The 13,251-nt window shown below is 45.0% G+C and carries 14 protein-coding genes and 3 tRNA genes; 3 read left to right on the forward strand and 14 right to left on the reverse strand.

What is annotated here, in order from left to right:
• Positions 1 to 60: 60 nt before the first annotated feature.
• The 3 genes from OM416_RS06480 to OM416_RS06490 all read right to left on the reverse strand — a co-directional run bounded on the left by OM416_RS06480 (position 61) and on the right by OM416_RS06490 (position 4,258).
• Positions 61 to 2,982 carry an insulinase family protein gene (locus tag OM416_RS06480; RefSeq protein ID WP_264928025.1) on the reverse strand — a complete coding sequence of 974 codons (2,922 nt, stop codon included), beginning with the start codon at positions 2,980 to 2,982 and terminating at the stop codon, positions 61 to 63.
• 277 nt (positions 2,983 to 3,259) lie between these two features.
• Positions 3,260 to 3,345, reverse strand: a tRNA-Leu gene (locus tag OM416_RS06485).
• A 463-nt stretch (positions 3,346 to 3,808) separates the two neighbouring features.
• Entirely contained in the window at positions 3,809 to 4,258 is a 450-nt protein-coding gene (locus OM416_RS06490; RefSeq protein WP_264928026.1) for a general stress protein, read from the reverse strand.
• Between the two features lie 207 nt (positions 4,259 to 4,465).
• Between OM416_RS06490 and OM416_RS06495 the strand changes: the two genes are divergently transcribed.
• Entirely contained in the window at positions 4,466 to 4,690 is a 225-nt protein-coding gene (locus OM416_RS06495) for a hypothetical protein (RefSeq protein WP_017687353.1), read from the forward strand.
• 193 nt (positions 4,691 to 4,883) lie between these two features.
• Here OM416_RS06495 and OM416_RS06500 read toward each other — a convergent pair whose 3' ends face one another.
• A complete protein-coding gene (locus OM416_RS06500) occupies positions 4,884 to 5,366 on the reverse strand; it encodes a NucA/NucB deoxyribonuclease domain-containing protein (protein ID WP_264928027.1) in 483 nt (160 codons plus the stop codon).
• A gap of 109 nt (positions 5,367 to 5,475) precedes the next feature.
• Positions 5,476 to 6,624, reverse strand: a complete 1,149-nt coding sequence (locus OM416_RS06505) for a sensor histidine kinase (protein WP_264928029.1) — start codon at positions 6,622 to 6,624, stop codon at positions 5,476 to 5,478.
• 312 nt (positions 6,625 to 6,936) lie between these two features.
• On the opposite strand from OM416_RS06505, the gene OM416_RS31890 reads away from it, so the two are divergent.
• Positions 6,937 to 7,125 (forward strand): DUF6199 family natural product biosynthesis protein, encoded by a 189-nt coding sequence (locus OM416_RS31890; RefSeq protein ID WP_083679584.1) that lies wholly within the window; start codon positions 6,937 to 6,939, stop codon positions 7,123 to 7,125.
• A 145-nt stretch (positions 7,126 to 7,270) separates the two neighbouring features.
• On the forward strand, positions 7,271 to 8,494 hold the full coding sequence (locus OM416_RS06510; protein ID WP_264928030.1) for an MFS transporter: 1,224 nt from the start codon (positions 7,271 to 7,273) through the stop codon (positions 8,492 to 8,494).
• 39 nt (positions 8,495 to 8,533) lie between these two features.
• Here OM416_RS06510 and OM416_RS06515 read toward each other — a convergent pair whose 3' ends face one another.
• The 9 genes from OM416_RS06515 to OM416_RS06555 form a co-directional block, all read right to left on the reverse strand.
• Positions 8,534 to 8,863 carry a DUF1904 family protein gene (locus OM416_RS06515; protein ID WP_062835423.1) on the reverse strand — a complete coding sequence of 110 codons (330 nt, stop codon included), beginning with the start codon at positions 8,861 to 8,863 and terminating at the stop codon, positions 8,534 to 8,536.
• Positions 8,864 to 9,021: 158 nt separating this feature from the next.
• On the reverse strand, positions 9,022 to 9,138 hold the full coding sequence (locus tag OM416_RS06520; protein ID WP_017687347.1) for a YjcZ family sporulation protein: 117 nt from the start codon (positions 9,136 to 9,138) through the stop codon (positions 9,022 to 9,024).
• 116 nt (positions 9,139 to 9,254) lie between these two features.
• A complete protein-coding gene (locus tag OM416_RS06525; RefSeq protein WP_264928031.1) occupies positions 9,255 to 9,929 on the reverse strand; it encodes a hypothetical protein in 675 nt (224 codons plus the stop codon).
• A gap of 168 nt (positions 9,930 to 10,097) precedes the next feature.
• Positions 10,098 to 10,277 carry a hypothetical protein gene (locus tag OM416_RS06530; RefSeq protein ID WP_264928032.1) on the reverse strand — a complete coding sequence of 60 codons (180 nt, stop codon included), beginning with the start codon at positions 10,275 to 10,277 and terminating at the stop codon, positions 10,098 to 10,100.
• Positions 10,278 to 10,415: 138 nt separating this feature from the next.
• On the reverse strand, positions 10,416 to 11,972 hold the full coding sequence (locus OM416_RS06535) for a tetratricopeptide repeat protein (RefSeq protein WP_264928033.1): 1,557 nt from the start codon (positions 11,970 to 11,972) through the stop codon (positions 10,416 to 10,418).
• Positions 11,973 to 12,171: 199 nt separating this feature from the next.
• Positions 12,172 to 12,597 carry a hypothetical protein gene (locus OM416_RS06540; RefSeq protein ID WP_264928034.1) on the reverse strand — a complete coding sequence of 142 codons (426 nt, stop codon included), beginning with the start codon at positions 12,595 to 12,597 and terminating at the stop codon, positions 12,172 to 12,174.
• Positions 12,598 to 12,783: 186 nt separating this feature from the next.
• Positions 12,784 to 12,857 (reverse strand) — tRNA-Ile (locus OM416_RS06545).
• A gap of 56 nt (positions 12,858 to 12,913) precedes the next feature.
• Positions 12,914 to 12,987: transfer RNA gene (locus OM416_RS06550), tRNA-Met, on the reverse strand.
• A 71-nt stretch (positions 12,988 to 13,058) separates the two neighbouring features.
• The gene (locus OM416_RS06555) at positions 13,059 to 13,250 is read right to left on the reverse strand and encodes a hypothetical protein (protein WP_047843730.1); all 192 of its coding nucleotides are present in this window, start codon (positions 13,248 to 13,250) and stop codon (positions 13,059 to 13,061) included.
• Between the last annotated feature and the right edge of the window lies 1 nt (position 13,251).

Below are 13,251 nucleotides of genomic sequence, written 5' to 3' on the forward strand. Positions count from 1 at the left end.
CTCATAAAAGTGCCTTTCGCTTTGATGCCTATTGGATCGGGGAATAAACGAGACTAACGCTTAGTTTTTAATTAAATCCAGCGTCTCGTCAAACATTTGCTTCTGTTCCTCAATCTTGTTTTCATTACCGATCACGCAGCGCTGCTGCTGTTCAAGTATGGCCGATAAGAGCTCAGCAAAACCGATAATGTCGCTTTCCTTCGTGCTTAACACTTCGTCACGTTCCTGTTGCAGATCCGCTTCAGTCACATTCGACAGATAACACTCCAGGGAGAATGCCCCTTCGCCATAAGGCGTTCTCGGCGTATCGAGATCCTGAATCGCACCAATGATATAACGCGTCATTTCCCGCTCGTCTGCCCGGAATTCGGTCAAATATTGCGGTATCTCTTCATATACTTTGTACGTTTTATCGAGATTTGGATCACGGTACGATGCAACGTAGCTGTCTCCGTTCCGTCTGAAGCCTGACATGCAGCCATAAGCTCCGCCTTTGGCCCGGATATTGGTCCACAAGTAATCCAGAGACAGGATTCCCTGCAAGACCCGCAATGAGCCCGTGTATTGATATCCTTTGTCGATATAATTACCCGTTTGCACCACATACTGCACCTCTGACGGGGATCGGAATCCTTCCTTATGAGTAGCCGGTGTGAACGTAAACTCTTCTTTGGCAACCTCATGTGTGAACAGCTTTGCTTTCAGATCAGACACCTGTTGCTCCAATCCTTCATATCCCTGTTCATCGGCAGTGTAACTGACAAGCAAGTTCTCCGGTCTGAAAATATACCCCGTCAACTCTTGCAGACTGGAAGATAACTCTTCTTTTCTCGCCTCAAAGTTCGCCTGAAGATCCTCAAGCCACTGGTAAAAGGCGATACCACTCACAGCTTCTCTGAAATCCGCAACCGCTGAATGTTTGGACGAAGACCGGCCAATTCCCGCAGAGTGTCCGCTATTGATCAGATTACGTTGCAGGTTGCCTTTCATCTGAGAGATGATCTCATATAACCGCTTCGAATTATCGAATCGGGACGTGAACACGATTTCTTTGATCATATCAAAGGCAAATCCAAGCTTGTCATACAATACTTTTGCGTTGAACTCATAGGTAGCTTTGAATTCATTGTGCTTATGCGCGTTAGCATAAGATCCAATCCCGCTATGAATACCACCCGAATGGATGTGGATTTCATTGGACAGTTCATTGAACGAGTAGTTTTGAGTATCCACGTAACCCAGTACATTCTTCAGCAATCCTGCATACGGCAGGAGATGACGCGGCACTTCTTTGATATCGAACAACAGTCTCAGATAACCAATTCCGTTCGTGTAGAGGTTATGATGCAGAATGGTTGTGCCATCGACCTGGTTCACCGTTTGATGCAACGTAGAGGCCTTCGGTTCAATATCTTCAATGGATAACGTCGGGATGACCTGCTGCTGCTCTTTGGTTGAAGGTGTATTCTGATACTCGGCGAGTGCTTCCGTTTTTTGAATCAACGTCTGAACTTCTTCCTCACTAAGACCAGCCTGAATGGTTTTTAGACGTGCTTTCAGCGCTTCCTCCTTGCGTGAGTTCAGCCCTTTATCCGGGGTAAGCGCCACAAAAGAAGTATGTGTGTTTTGCAATATATACTTCTCAATGAGTTGCTCGAAGTAACCTTCGTTCATTTTTGTCCGCAGTTCAGCAAATACGTCATTGGCTTCCAAATGAGTGAAAGGTGCTTCTTCATCGTACAACCAGCTTTGCAGGGAGGAGAATCCGTAGATCAGGCCCTTCGGCATTCTGCCGTAGTCCGCTTCCCTGTGATTGAACTCATACGAGTTAATTCCTGCAAGCAGCGCTTTCGGATCAAAGCCTTCTTTCACTACACGCTCAAGCACTTCTTTGACCGTTCCCAAGAAATCCTCTTTGCTCGCCAGATTGCTCTTCTTCAGTCCAACGGTGAATACAGGCTGATATAGACTGTCATCATACGAACCGTAGACGTCCTTCGCAATGCCTTTATCCAGCAACGCCTGCTTCAATACCGCTCCCGGAGCGTTCAGAAGGGCGTATAACAAAATTTGAAAAGAAATATTCAGTTCCTTATCCAGACTTGTGCCGATTACCGCGTTGTAGGTCAAAAAGCTGTTATCCACTTCCGATTCCGTACTTCCCGCAGAGTAAGTCTTAACCGTGTCTACCCGTTCTGCAAAAGCAGGTTGAAGTTGAATGGCAGAATCAATCTCGATTCGATCATATGCGCTCAGATAGTTTTCATCCAGCCATTGCAGCTTCTCTTCCATATCCATATCCCCGTAGAGATAGATGTAACTGTTGGAAGGATGATAGTATCTCGTGTGGAAATCCAGCAACCCCTGGTAGGTCAGGTCCAGAATAGCTTCCGGGAATCCGCCAGATTCGGAGGAGTATGTGGTATCCGGGAAAAGGGAATTCAGCACTTCTCTGCGCACCATTCGTTCCGGTGAAGAAAAGGCACCCTTCATCTCGTTATATACAACTCCGTTGTAGGTTAACTCATCATCTGCAGAGGTCAGGTTGTAGTTCCAACCTTCCTGCAGAAATATTTTTTCATTCTCATAAATATTCGTATTCAATACTGCATCCAGATATATATCCATTAGGTTATGGAAATCGTGGTCATTACGACTCGCGATCGGGTAGATCGTCTTATCCGGATACGTCATGGCGTTAAGGAATGTATTCAACGAACCTTTCAGCAACTCAACAAAAGAATCCTTGGCCGGAAATTTCTTGGACCCACAGAGCACGGAGTGTTCGAGAATATGGGCTACCCCTGTATCATCTTCCGGAGGTGTGCGGAAACCGATACTGAATACTTTGTTGTCGTCCTGATTGGACAAAAGTACAATTTTGGCTCCGGATTTCTGGTGTTCCAGCAGATACGCATCCGATTTCAGTTCTTCGATTCTGCGCTCCTGTAACACCTTGTATGGCTTAAGCTGTTTCAACATAAACTTGAGTCCTCCGTCCATAAGATTGTTTTATTGGTTTTGTGACTTATCGTTCAGCAAGGTAAAGGTAATATATGCCTATGGATAGTATACACCATTGTTCCGTCTCTTCATAAAAGTCAGATAAATGTACCTTCTGATATGTATTATGCAGGGTTTATGTTTATGAGCTGCATGGTGATGTGGTCTGCAATGAAGTGACATTGATATTAAAAAACATAAAAAAAGATCGCATGCAGCTTGGTTAACAAGCGTCATGCGATCTTTCTTTTTAAGATGCCGAGGACCGGGATCGAACCGGTACGGTAGTCACCTACCGCAGGATTTTAAGTCCTGTGCGTCTGCCAATTCCGCCACCCCGGCAGGATTATGTATTTCTTGGCGACAAGAAATATCTTACCATGAACTAATTAACTTTGCAACACTTTTTATAAAAATAATCTAACATATAAGTTTAACTAATGATTTACACGATAACGGAGAGGACAGAAAAAACTGAAAAAGCGAAGCGTTCGCCTCAAAGCTTTCTGAAAGAAAGCCGCATCGGAAGCATACGCTATCACCGGATTTTCCCTTGAGAAAAGGGAATCGAAAAAATCTGGGGATAACAGCGATTAGAAGGTTATTCTGTCATCGGAGTGTCAGTGTAAATAATCTTTAGTTCAACTTATATAAATGAAACAGGCACTGCAAGCGTCAGCTCACAGTGCCTAGAAAGTCCGAGTTGCGGTCCCGGACTTCCGGTAAACCAATCTATATTAAGGGAGGTGTGAGATAAGAATACCTCCCGAACATTAAAGAAACCTAAAATCAGCCTTAAATTAAACTAAAAAAGTAAAATAGGTCTAACACGAGCCGCTTCTTCCTCACTGCACTCCACGATAACCAAGATATGGTCCTTTAACAGCCAATCTTCGTAATACCGCGCATCCTCCTCCGAGATTCCCGCTTCAGTCAGTGTAAGCACCAAATCATCGGTCTCACTCCCAATCTCATTACCAGCGAGTCTACGCACTGCATTTCCGATCGACACCGTCTGATCCATTCGCTTCCCCAGACCAGCCAATATGCCTTTCAGAGCGCCAAAGGCACCATCTGTTCCCGCACCCTTCAAAGGTTTGGGCAGCCCCGTCTTCTCGCTTACCAGCTCCAGATTGAGCTGCTCCTTCGCCACCGCTCCCAAATATTTATCCTTGATGCCTTCCTCTTTCACCTGATTCAGCATCAATATAGCCTCGTTCTCGGTACGGGCCAGCCCAATAATCAATTGTGTCATTCCGTTCCCCTCCTTTTACCCTAATATAACCCCGTAATCCCCATTCAAAAACGGATCGTCCACAGCTAAGACAAATCACCTAGAAGAATGTTGATTTCTCTTCTGGAAATCTATACCTAGTTCTGATAGACTAGATAAAGAAGACAAATTAACCATTGAAAACATTGACATATGGATTTAACATCTCATAATCAGGAGCAATGACTTATGAAAAAAGAGGTAGAAATTGCCATCCGGCGCAAACAACAGATCATGGTTCGTAATACAAGCGGTCAGACGGTAACTGGATTTCCCGAGCGTACAGCCGATACTTCCATTCTCTCCTTACGTACCGTTCACGGAAGCCTGTGGATACCGTTCGATGAGGTTGAACATGTTACTCGCTTGTTAAGCATCCGGTCTCATCATTTAAGCGGAATGCAACTCGTATAGTCGGATCTGTAATCATAGAAATCAGTTCTTGTATAGATACGTCAGCAACATCTATTTATGCCAGCACTTCATACCAAAAAAAACCAGACGCATGAACGTCTGGTTTTTCTCTTCCACTTTTCCTGTACCCTACTGAAACTGCGACACAACGAAGGCCTTATTATCCTTTTTGCTGTCCATGCATATCCTGTCGTTACTTCACTACAAACTTCACTCGTGTTCCATCTGGATATGTACTTAACTGATTCCCTACCCATGAACCTGCACCGCGATTATCTTTTGGCGTAATGTACTGGATATCTGCGCCTGTGCCTCCCTCAGCGCACATCGCCATAGGCCACTCGTCCCGATCCTTACCCTTTTTGACCGGAACACCCTTAAGTGATAAATCCCGATTGCCTTCCGCGCCACTACGATCAATGGTGCATACATCCGAATGCCCAGCCTTGATGGCAGCCTTAATATGGTTGGCTGTTTCGGGATAGCGCTCTGAAGGGAACGTAATGGTGTGGTCTACACTCTTGTTAGTGCTCCCGAATGGAGAGGGTATCTCATCCGGCCATTCTCCCCCAGCCCAGGCATAGAGGGCTACCAGCAGCATCGCTACCAATGTCAGTACCTGCTTTTTGAAGCCTTGCTTACCTTTGCGCTTACGTCTTGTGCGTCTCTTACTCATGCTGTGTCTCCCCCATTCAACACTTGCATTATAACAGAACGCCCGTTCGTAAAACAATCCAATATAATAAAAAAACAGCCGAGACCGCCCGGCTGTCATGCTTGATTCATTATCCTACATTGGGAATGGCCTGTTGGCGCAGCAATGGCAGTGTAACCTCAAACTGTGTACCTTTCCCTTCAATACTCTCCACCGAAATCTGACCATTCATCAGTTCCAGCAGCTCTTTGCAGATGGTCAGGCCAAGCCCGCTTCCACCAAATCGACGTGCATGGGAGATATCCGTCTGGGTAAATGCGTCAAACAATTGTTCGATCTGATGCTGAGGAATACCAATTCCTGTATCACGCACAGAGAATACCAATACAACGGTATCCATCCGTTGTTGCCTCACATCCACCTGTAACTGCACTTCACCCTGTTCCGTGAACTTGACTGCATTACTCAGCAAGTTATCCAGTACCTGCCGAAGTCTTAGCGGATCACCGATAAGCACATCAGGAACATTCAGATCAGCATGACAGAGCAAACGAATTTGTTTATTCCGTGCCGCAGGTTCATGTGTCTTCACAATCTGTTGAATCAGCTTCAGCGGCTGAAATTCAATGTTTTCGACATCCATTTTACCTCTGCCCAGCTTCGCCATATCCAGGCTATTGTTAACGATGTTCAGCAGCGCCTCACCCGATTGACGTGCAAGCTCAAGATATTCTTTCTGCTCATCCGTGGTTTCACCCATGCTGGCAAGTTCAATCATACCCATAATGCCGTTAAGCGGGGTACGAAGCTCGTGATTCAGCTTGCCGATGAACTCCAATTGCCCTCTGCTGTTCATCTCAGCCATGGAAGTTGCAAACTTCAGCTGCTGATCGGCATACTTTCGTTCTGAAATGTCGTATTGAATCCCCACAAAATACAGACACTCTCCTGATTCATTAAAGATCGGATCAATATTCAGTTCGTTCCAGAACTTCTGGCCACTTTTTGTATAATTTAAGATATCAATCTTAATGGACTCTTGTTTTTTTAATGCATCACGAATCTGTATTACTGTCTCGGGGTCTGTATCCTGTCCTTGCAAAAACCGACAATTCTGTCCGACTGACTCTTCATACGTGTATCCTGTCAGCCGGGTAAAATGTTCATTTACATACATGAGCGGAAGCTCAGGCAGGGTAGCATCGACCACCGTAACGGAGGATTTCACTTTCGAGATGATAAATTCCCATTGTAATGAGAGTTGATTATGTTGGCTCATGCCTTCCTCCTTCATCTCACACACGTTAATGTTTATATATTCAGCATTCGTACTTTATATGGAGATACAACTGATCAGATGGTATGTGTTGATATAGAAACAATATATTTTAATTGTAACACAGTTATTCAAGTCATGTGGTTTATGGGTAATAGTTGATAACTAACATTCGACAATAACCTAACTGTCATCAGGAGGAACACACATGAAATTCCTGTTAATTATCATCATTATTATTCTGATCGTAGTCATTTTTTCCAGACGCAAACGTTAAGATGGATTCGTTATGTAAGTTAGGAAAGGAAGATGGGTATGAGAACCCTCTTTTTTATATTCATGGTACTGTGTATCATCAATCTCTGTTTCCCAAAATTCGGCTGGTATCTGCGGTATGGCTGGATTTCCCGGGGTGAAACTGAACCCAGCAGACCTTATATGGCTATGGTCAGAATGACCAGCCTGTTGATGTTGCTTATCGCCTTCACACTCGCTATGGCATGAACTATAGACATCCGAAAACAACTGTCCTATTGGGCAGTTTCTTTTTTTTGTGATGAAATGACGGGAAAATGATAACTTTGTTTGTGGTGCGAAGATAACAATGCCCGTAATATAGACATATCGTTTCGGAAAGGACATCATTGGCATGAACATCGCATTTTATCCATACTGGGCGGCCAAAACGCTGCTCTCGCTCATTAATGTCATATATATCATGGTTATTACTACGTTTATTTATAGTCAGACTGGATCCGTACTCTACGCCGCCATGTTTCCGTTCATTCGGATCATCGCACGTATAACAGCAGGATTTACTTTGCCATTACTTGTGAAGCGTTTCTCATTCTCCAGACTGCTGATCAGTATTCCCATAGCCAAAGCATCCCTTATGACTGGGATAGCGATTTCGTTGAATCACTTGACCTCACAACTGCCACTTCTGTTGATCGGGGTTGTCATTCTATCCTTTTTGGAAGGATGGGAATCTCCGTTACTGGATACTTTAACGCCACGGTTGGTTCAGGGAGAAGATCTGGTGAAGACCAATAGCCTCCTCTCTTTCTCCAATCAGACGGTGAGCATTGTCGGGTTCGCCATGACGGGATTTGCCGTGATGAACTGGGGAGCGTCACAGACCTTCTGGGCAGCTACAAGCCTGTCCTGGGCCGTTCTGATCTTCCTAATTGCCCTTGGATCGCTCACACGGGATATAGAACAACCCGAGAAGTCGATCGTCACACGGAATGTACTGCGAAAAGGCTGGAGCATGCTTTGGAAAAATCCATCCTTACGACTAATCACACTTATGGACATCGCCCAAGCTCTTGCGGCGTCCATCTGGATCGGAGCGATTACGCTGGCCTTTGCGAAAGAAGCTCTGGCACGAGGAGAAGGTTGGTGGGGACTCATGAACTCGAGTTACGCTTCTGGAACCATGCTTGGAGGTATTCTGGCTCTGGCTCTGGCCAAACGGATTCAGAAGCACTTGATCGCCAGCATGACCATGGGTTCTCTTCTCCTCAGCCTGATGACCATCGTTTATGGTCTCAACAGCCTGCCATGGCTCGCGCTGGCGTTATGTATACTTATGGGCCCTGTCTACCAGATTCGTGATATGGCTCAACAGACAGCGTTTCAGAGAAGTGTGCCCGCTGAATCCTTGTCCCAGGTTTACGCCGCACATGGCGTCCTGATCTCCACAGTTATGAGTGTATCCATAATCATCTTTGGTCTAGTCGTCGATCTCCTAGACGTTCGATGGGTATACCTTATCGGTGGAGCCTTGTTTATCGTGTCTGCGATATGCTCTATATCGTTGAACCGGGTGCACAGGAACGAGCATATTGTTAAGCATACGAAAAATATGTAAATCAAAAAGACGAGCAACATCTGCTCGTCCCTCATAACTTCAATCCAATCGATAATCTGTCAGCGGCTTGCCTTGTTTATAATACAAAGTGGGTGACAATATATTGAAGAAAATATGCACATCCGGCATGTACGCTTCTTCCAGAATAGCCTGCAACGACGATGCAATCCGATTATGAATCTCCTGATCACGTTGAAACATCAAAATCTCTATAGAAGCTGGAGAAGGTGTTAGCGCTTGTACATCATGACGCTCTGCCTTCATTCTCTCCTGTGGAATATGAGTAATTAGGGCCATCTTCTCTGTAATTTGGGGTACAACTTCCTCTAGCTGAGGACCTGTGAATCCTTTAAAGCGAATAAACGGCATTGCTATCCCTTCAATCTCTGTTAATAGTCTCTTATGTGATTTTAAGCACATTGTTTTCAGTTGTCAAATGTCATTGTTAGCATATGTTGCTTCTTATAATAGGAAAAGCCCCGCTGAGGTATCCGCGGAGCCATTGCCTGCACGATTCTATACGCGACTTACAGCCAGAAAGATTTTGTGATGATCACGAGCAGGATGAAAAGTACGAGAATTGCACTTGTGGAAGTCCATCCGCCGCCACCAACATTACAACAACCGTATCCAACTTGACTCATTTGATTGGCCTCCTTTGAATTTCAAGGTATGCCATAACATATGCGTATTCCGCGCAAGTGACCGGGCGATTCGGCAAGTTCAACAGCCCATTCATCTGTGATTCATGCCCGATGACTTAAGCGGATGGGACGATGGTCATATTCACTCGGTTTTCTTGCGGCTTTTGAGATGATGGGTCTGTACTCCCTCTGCCCAAAAGGATTGTACGAGTGCGTGTATCACTTCGGGATGCCATAACAACCTCTCCATTAGGTGCTATACAATAAGCGATCGGAATGGAGATCTCGCTATCATGGTACGAACCATCCGCATGGCTTGTCCCCATGACAATACATTGATGCTGCAAGGCGATCTGCCGAGCCTCTTCGACCCACTCACTGTACTGCTCTTCACTGAACATACCCACACCAATGGAATGCATAATGATATCCACACTTCCTTTATTCTCGTTGCGAAATCCTTGCAGAACCAGCTCATCACACAACAGCGTACTTATTACCCAACCCTGTTCCTCAACGGTCTCAGCAAGTGTATATTTGGCTTTCTCCAATACGACCTCCCCGGCCTTACTGATGATGATTGATCGGTCCTTCGGACGTTCGTCCAGTCTGCGATGACCTGATACAATCATGATTCCATATTCAGCAGCCAGGCGACAAGCTTCCTCGACATTCTGGTTCAGATAACCTTCAGGAAAAAATAATACATCTGCATCTGAATATTGCTTGAGTTCGGCTTCAAGCTGCAGCAAATGCTGTTCCAGCCTTGGTTGTCCAATGATAATCTTCATCTGGCATCCCCCATTCATAAATAAAAGCCGGTTCATACCTGAATAAGGTACGAAACCGGCTTAAAGGTTGTACGGACAGAACACTGCTCATGTACTTCGCTTCAAGAGTAATTGTTCTCATGTTATTGCTCGGTGAAACAATTACCTTTACAGTTCAATGGTATGTAGTTAGGCGTTTCTACGTTCAATACTATCATAGATGGCCTGCCCATCATAGCTTCGATCTGTAGCGATATCTTTCACAAAGAGGGCGCTGCCTGCTGCACTATTTGCATTTACAGACAGAAAGCTAACTGCACCCACAACCCACATTAATGGATATAATGCAACGGTTAAAGCTTTTTTCATGTCGTTGTCTCCTTTTCTGTTGAAATAGATACTTGGTTGAATATCCCATTAATACAATTACAACCCAATTAGGTTTCAATTAATATACAACCATCACTATTTCTAGACACATAGGAGACAAGAATCCAATTATTCCGTTCAGATCAACTCAAAACTCTGGAGTAACGCTGCCGCCTCTTCATGATCAGGCTTCAGGGCCAGTACTTTATGGGTATATGACAGGGTTTCTTCTTCCAGTTCAAGTTCATAACAGCACACAGCCAAGTCGTACAAGACTGCTGGATTATGGTTACTCGGATCTGCATCCAGCGATATCTCCAGAAACCGTTTCGCATCCTCATACATATACATCTCATACAATAGCTGCCCTGAGAGAAATGCCAGTCCCCCTTGCTGCTCCATCACATAGTAGGACGACCACATCGTATGAATGCCAGACTGAATATCGAGCATTTCCTCATCACTTGCATCAGGAAGAAGACTGGAAATGTGCGTAGCACTGTGGATCAAGAACTCGGCATCATATCCGCCCAGACGCCAAAACGGCAAAATATGCTTCAACTCCATACTCTCTATTCGAGAGTCTACCCATTGTTTCATACTAAAAAAGTCATCCGGTCCAAAACGTTCAACAAATCGATGGTAGGCCAGCCGCGTGTTCACATAACGGATCGGTTCGTCCACCATTAACATGCACCCAACGTTCAGATCTTTATAATGATGTGTTGTGAATCGAGTATGTGCTCCCTGTTGCTCCAAGACATATTGAATGGCATGGTAGTTGGCTGTTAAAGAAAAACTCCCGTGAAGAACGAATTCAGGTGGCTCTGCGAACTTCCAGTTATCCAGTCGATGATCCCCTTTATCAGCGGTAATCAGCACATAGCCTGACTGAGACAGCTTGTTCAACCGTTCGAGACAGGACAAGCCAATTGCAGGGAAAAGAATGTGTGAATCCTCCAGCTCCGCCTTGTACAATGTGATCAGTTCCGAATACGAATAGTTATCTGCACTGTATTCGGGCGCCCGGCGATACTCATAACTCAGTGTCATGTTCTTCAGCATCTCAGCAGGTTCAAGTTCAAGACGACGATCCGGAGACTGAACAAGCAGATCACACTCATATATCTCGCCGTCCCCAATATAGATTAATTCCTGCGGAATGCTGTCAAAAAAGTAATTGGCAATCAACAACAACGGTTGTTTCAGATCGCCTGGCCGTATAACTGTACCCGCGACAACCAGTTTTAGCTCCGTATCTGCTACAGCGTCAAAACGTGCAAAATCCACTATACCTTGTTGAATAAAGGATTGCATGGATGGGTGCTCTTTCCAACCCCGCACATTCTCCGCTACGAGATCCGTCAATACATATCTGAAAGGAGGTAAATCTATTCCTGCAAAATCCTTTAACTCAATCAGTTTCAGCAGGATTTGGTGTGCCAAACGCCCTACGCCCGCCCCAAGCTCCACAATGGTCACGGTCTCGGTAATCTGTCCCTTGTTTGCGAGGTCCTGCAGAAATCCAAAAATCATCTCTGCATACGCCGTGGCAATCACCGGATTACTGGTAATATATTGAGGGACCTGATTCTCTGTCCAAGCCTCTAGCCCCTTCTGTTCATAATAAGCTCTCTGCCAATCCCAGACCGGAGCTTCACTGTAACGAAAACGTTGACTTTCATTTGACGTCATTAAAATGGAAACCTGCTTTCTATCTACTTTATTTCGAATTCAATCTCTGTAATGCATTATATCATAGAACCCTGTCTACTCGATGGAGTTCAGTCTTCCCCCTCAACAAGAAAAAAACCTGCTTTTGAGGGCAGGTCTATGATGTTCTTCATTTAAGAAGAATACTGATCTAGTTTTACTTAGGCAAAGGCACTCAGCATTAGTCTGAATACAATACTCCGTCAAAGTTCTCAGGACCTACACGGATCGTACCCAACAAGTTGGAGCTCACAAATGCAGTGTACGTCAATTGAGGTGTAATTGGTGGGTTGAAGTCATCGGCAGAGAAGGTAATAATCTGAGGTGCCAGAACGCTCAGGCTAAACGTGGATGTAGCGGAGTAAATTACGGGATCTGTTGCCAAAGTTCCTCGAACAATTCTAACTGTAATACCTACGAGTGCTAATGGAAGCTGTAAAGACACAGTTCCCTTGAACTGTACCCGGGGGTTAGCTCCAATGCCAGCAGTCGTTATCAAACCAATCTGTCCAAATAACTGAGGCGTGTTAATTACAAGGATTGGTATGGCGATTGAGTTAGCCAAACTCGCATTCTGCGAGGTTCTTGCATCAATAAATTGACTCATGAAATCTACCTCCTATGGGTTGGGATAGGATAGTATATGCGAGATTTAATATACGGCGTGGACATACACTGATTTGCGTAAAAAGGGGCATATTAGAAACACACTATTAACAAATTACCTTTTTGGCTATAGCACCTAAATGAAGACAGAAAAAAACCCTTGCACTAGGCAAGGATTTTAAGAGTATGGGCCCTACAGGACTCGAACCTGTGACCAATCGGTTATGAGCCGACCGCTCTAACCAACTGAGCTAAGGGCCCTAGACATAATGTATAACGTGCAGATGATGGCTGTGAATCATCCAAGTGAAACTAAATTGCGGGGGCAGGATTTGAACCTGCGGCCTTCGGGTTATGAGCCCGACGAGCTACCGGGCTGCTCCACCCCGCGTCAGTAAGAAATATTAAAACAGCGACTTAATTAATATACACCAATCTATCCTAATAAGTCAAGGGGTAATGTCAGGGAATAAATCGAACACCGTAACGACCTTTGCGTGAACGATAAACTTCGACTTCTGCCGGTTCATTATGACCGTAGATCCACCCGTCCTGCTCCATTCGTTTCGCCAGACATCCTGCCTGAAATTTGGTTGCATACAACTTGCTGAAATATACCCAGTGCATACCGCTCGTCCTTTCCGGAGTCGTCATT

The organism is Paenibacillus sp. LS1 (assembly GCF_026013365.1).
GTDB lineage: Bacteria > Bacillota > Bacilli > Paenibacillales > Paenibacillaceae > Paenibacillus.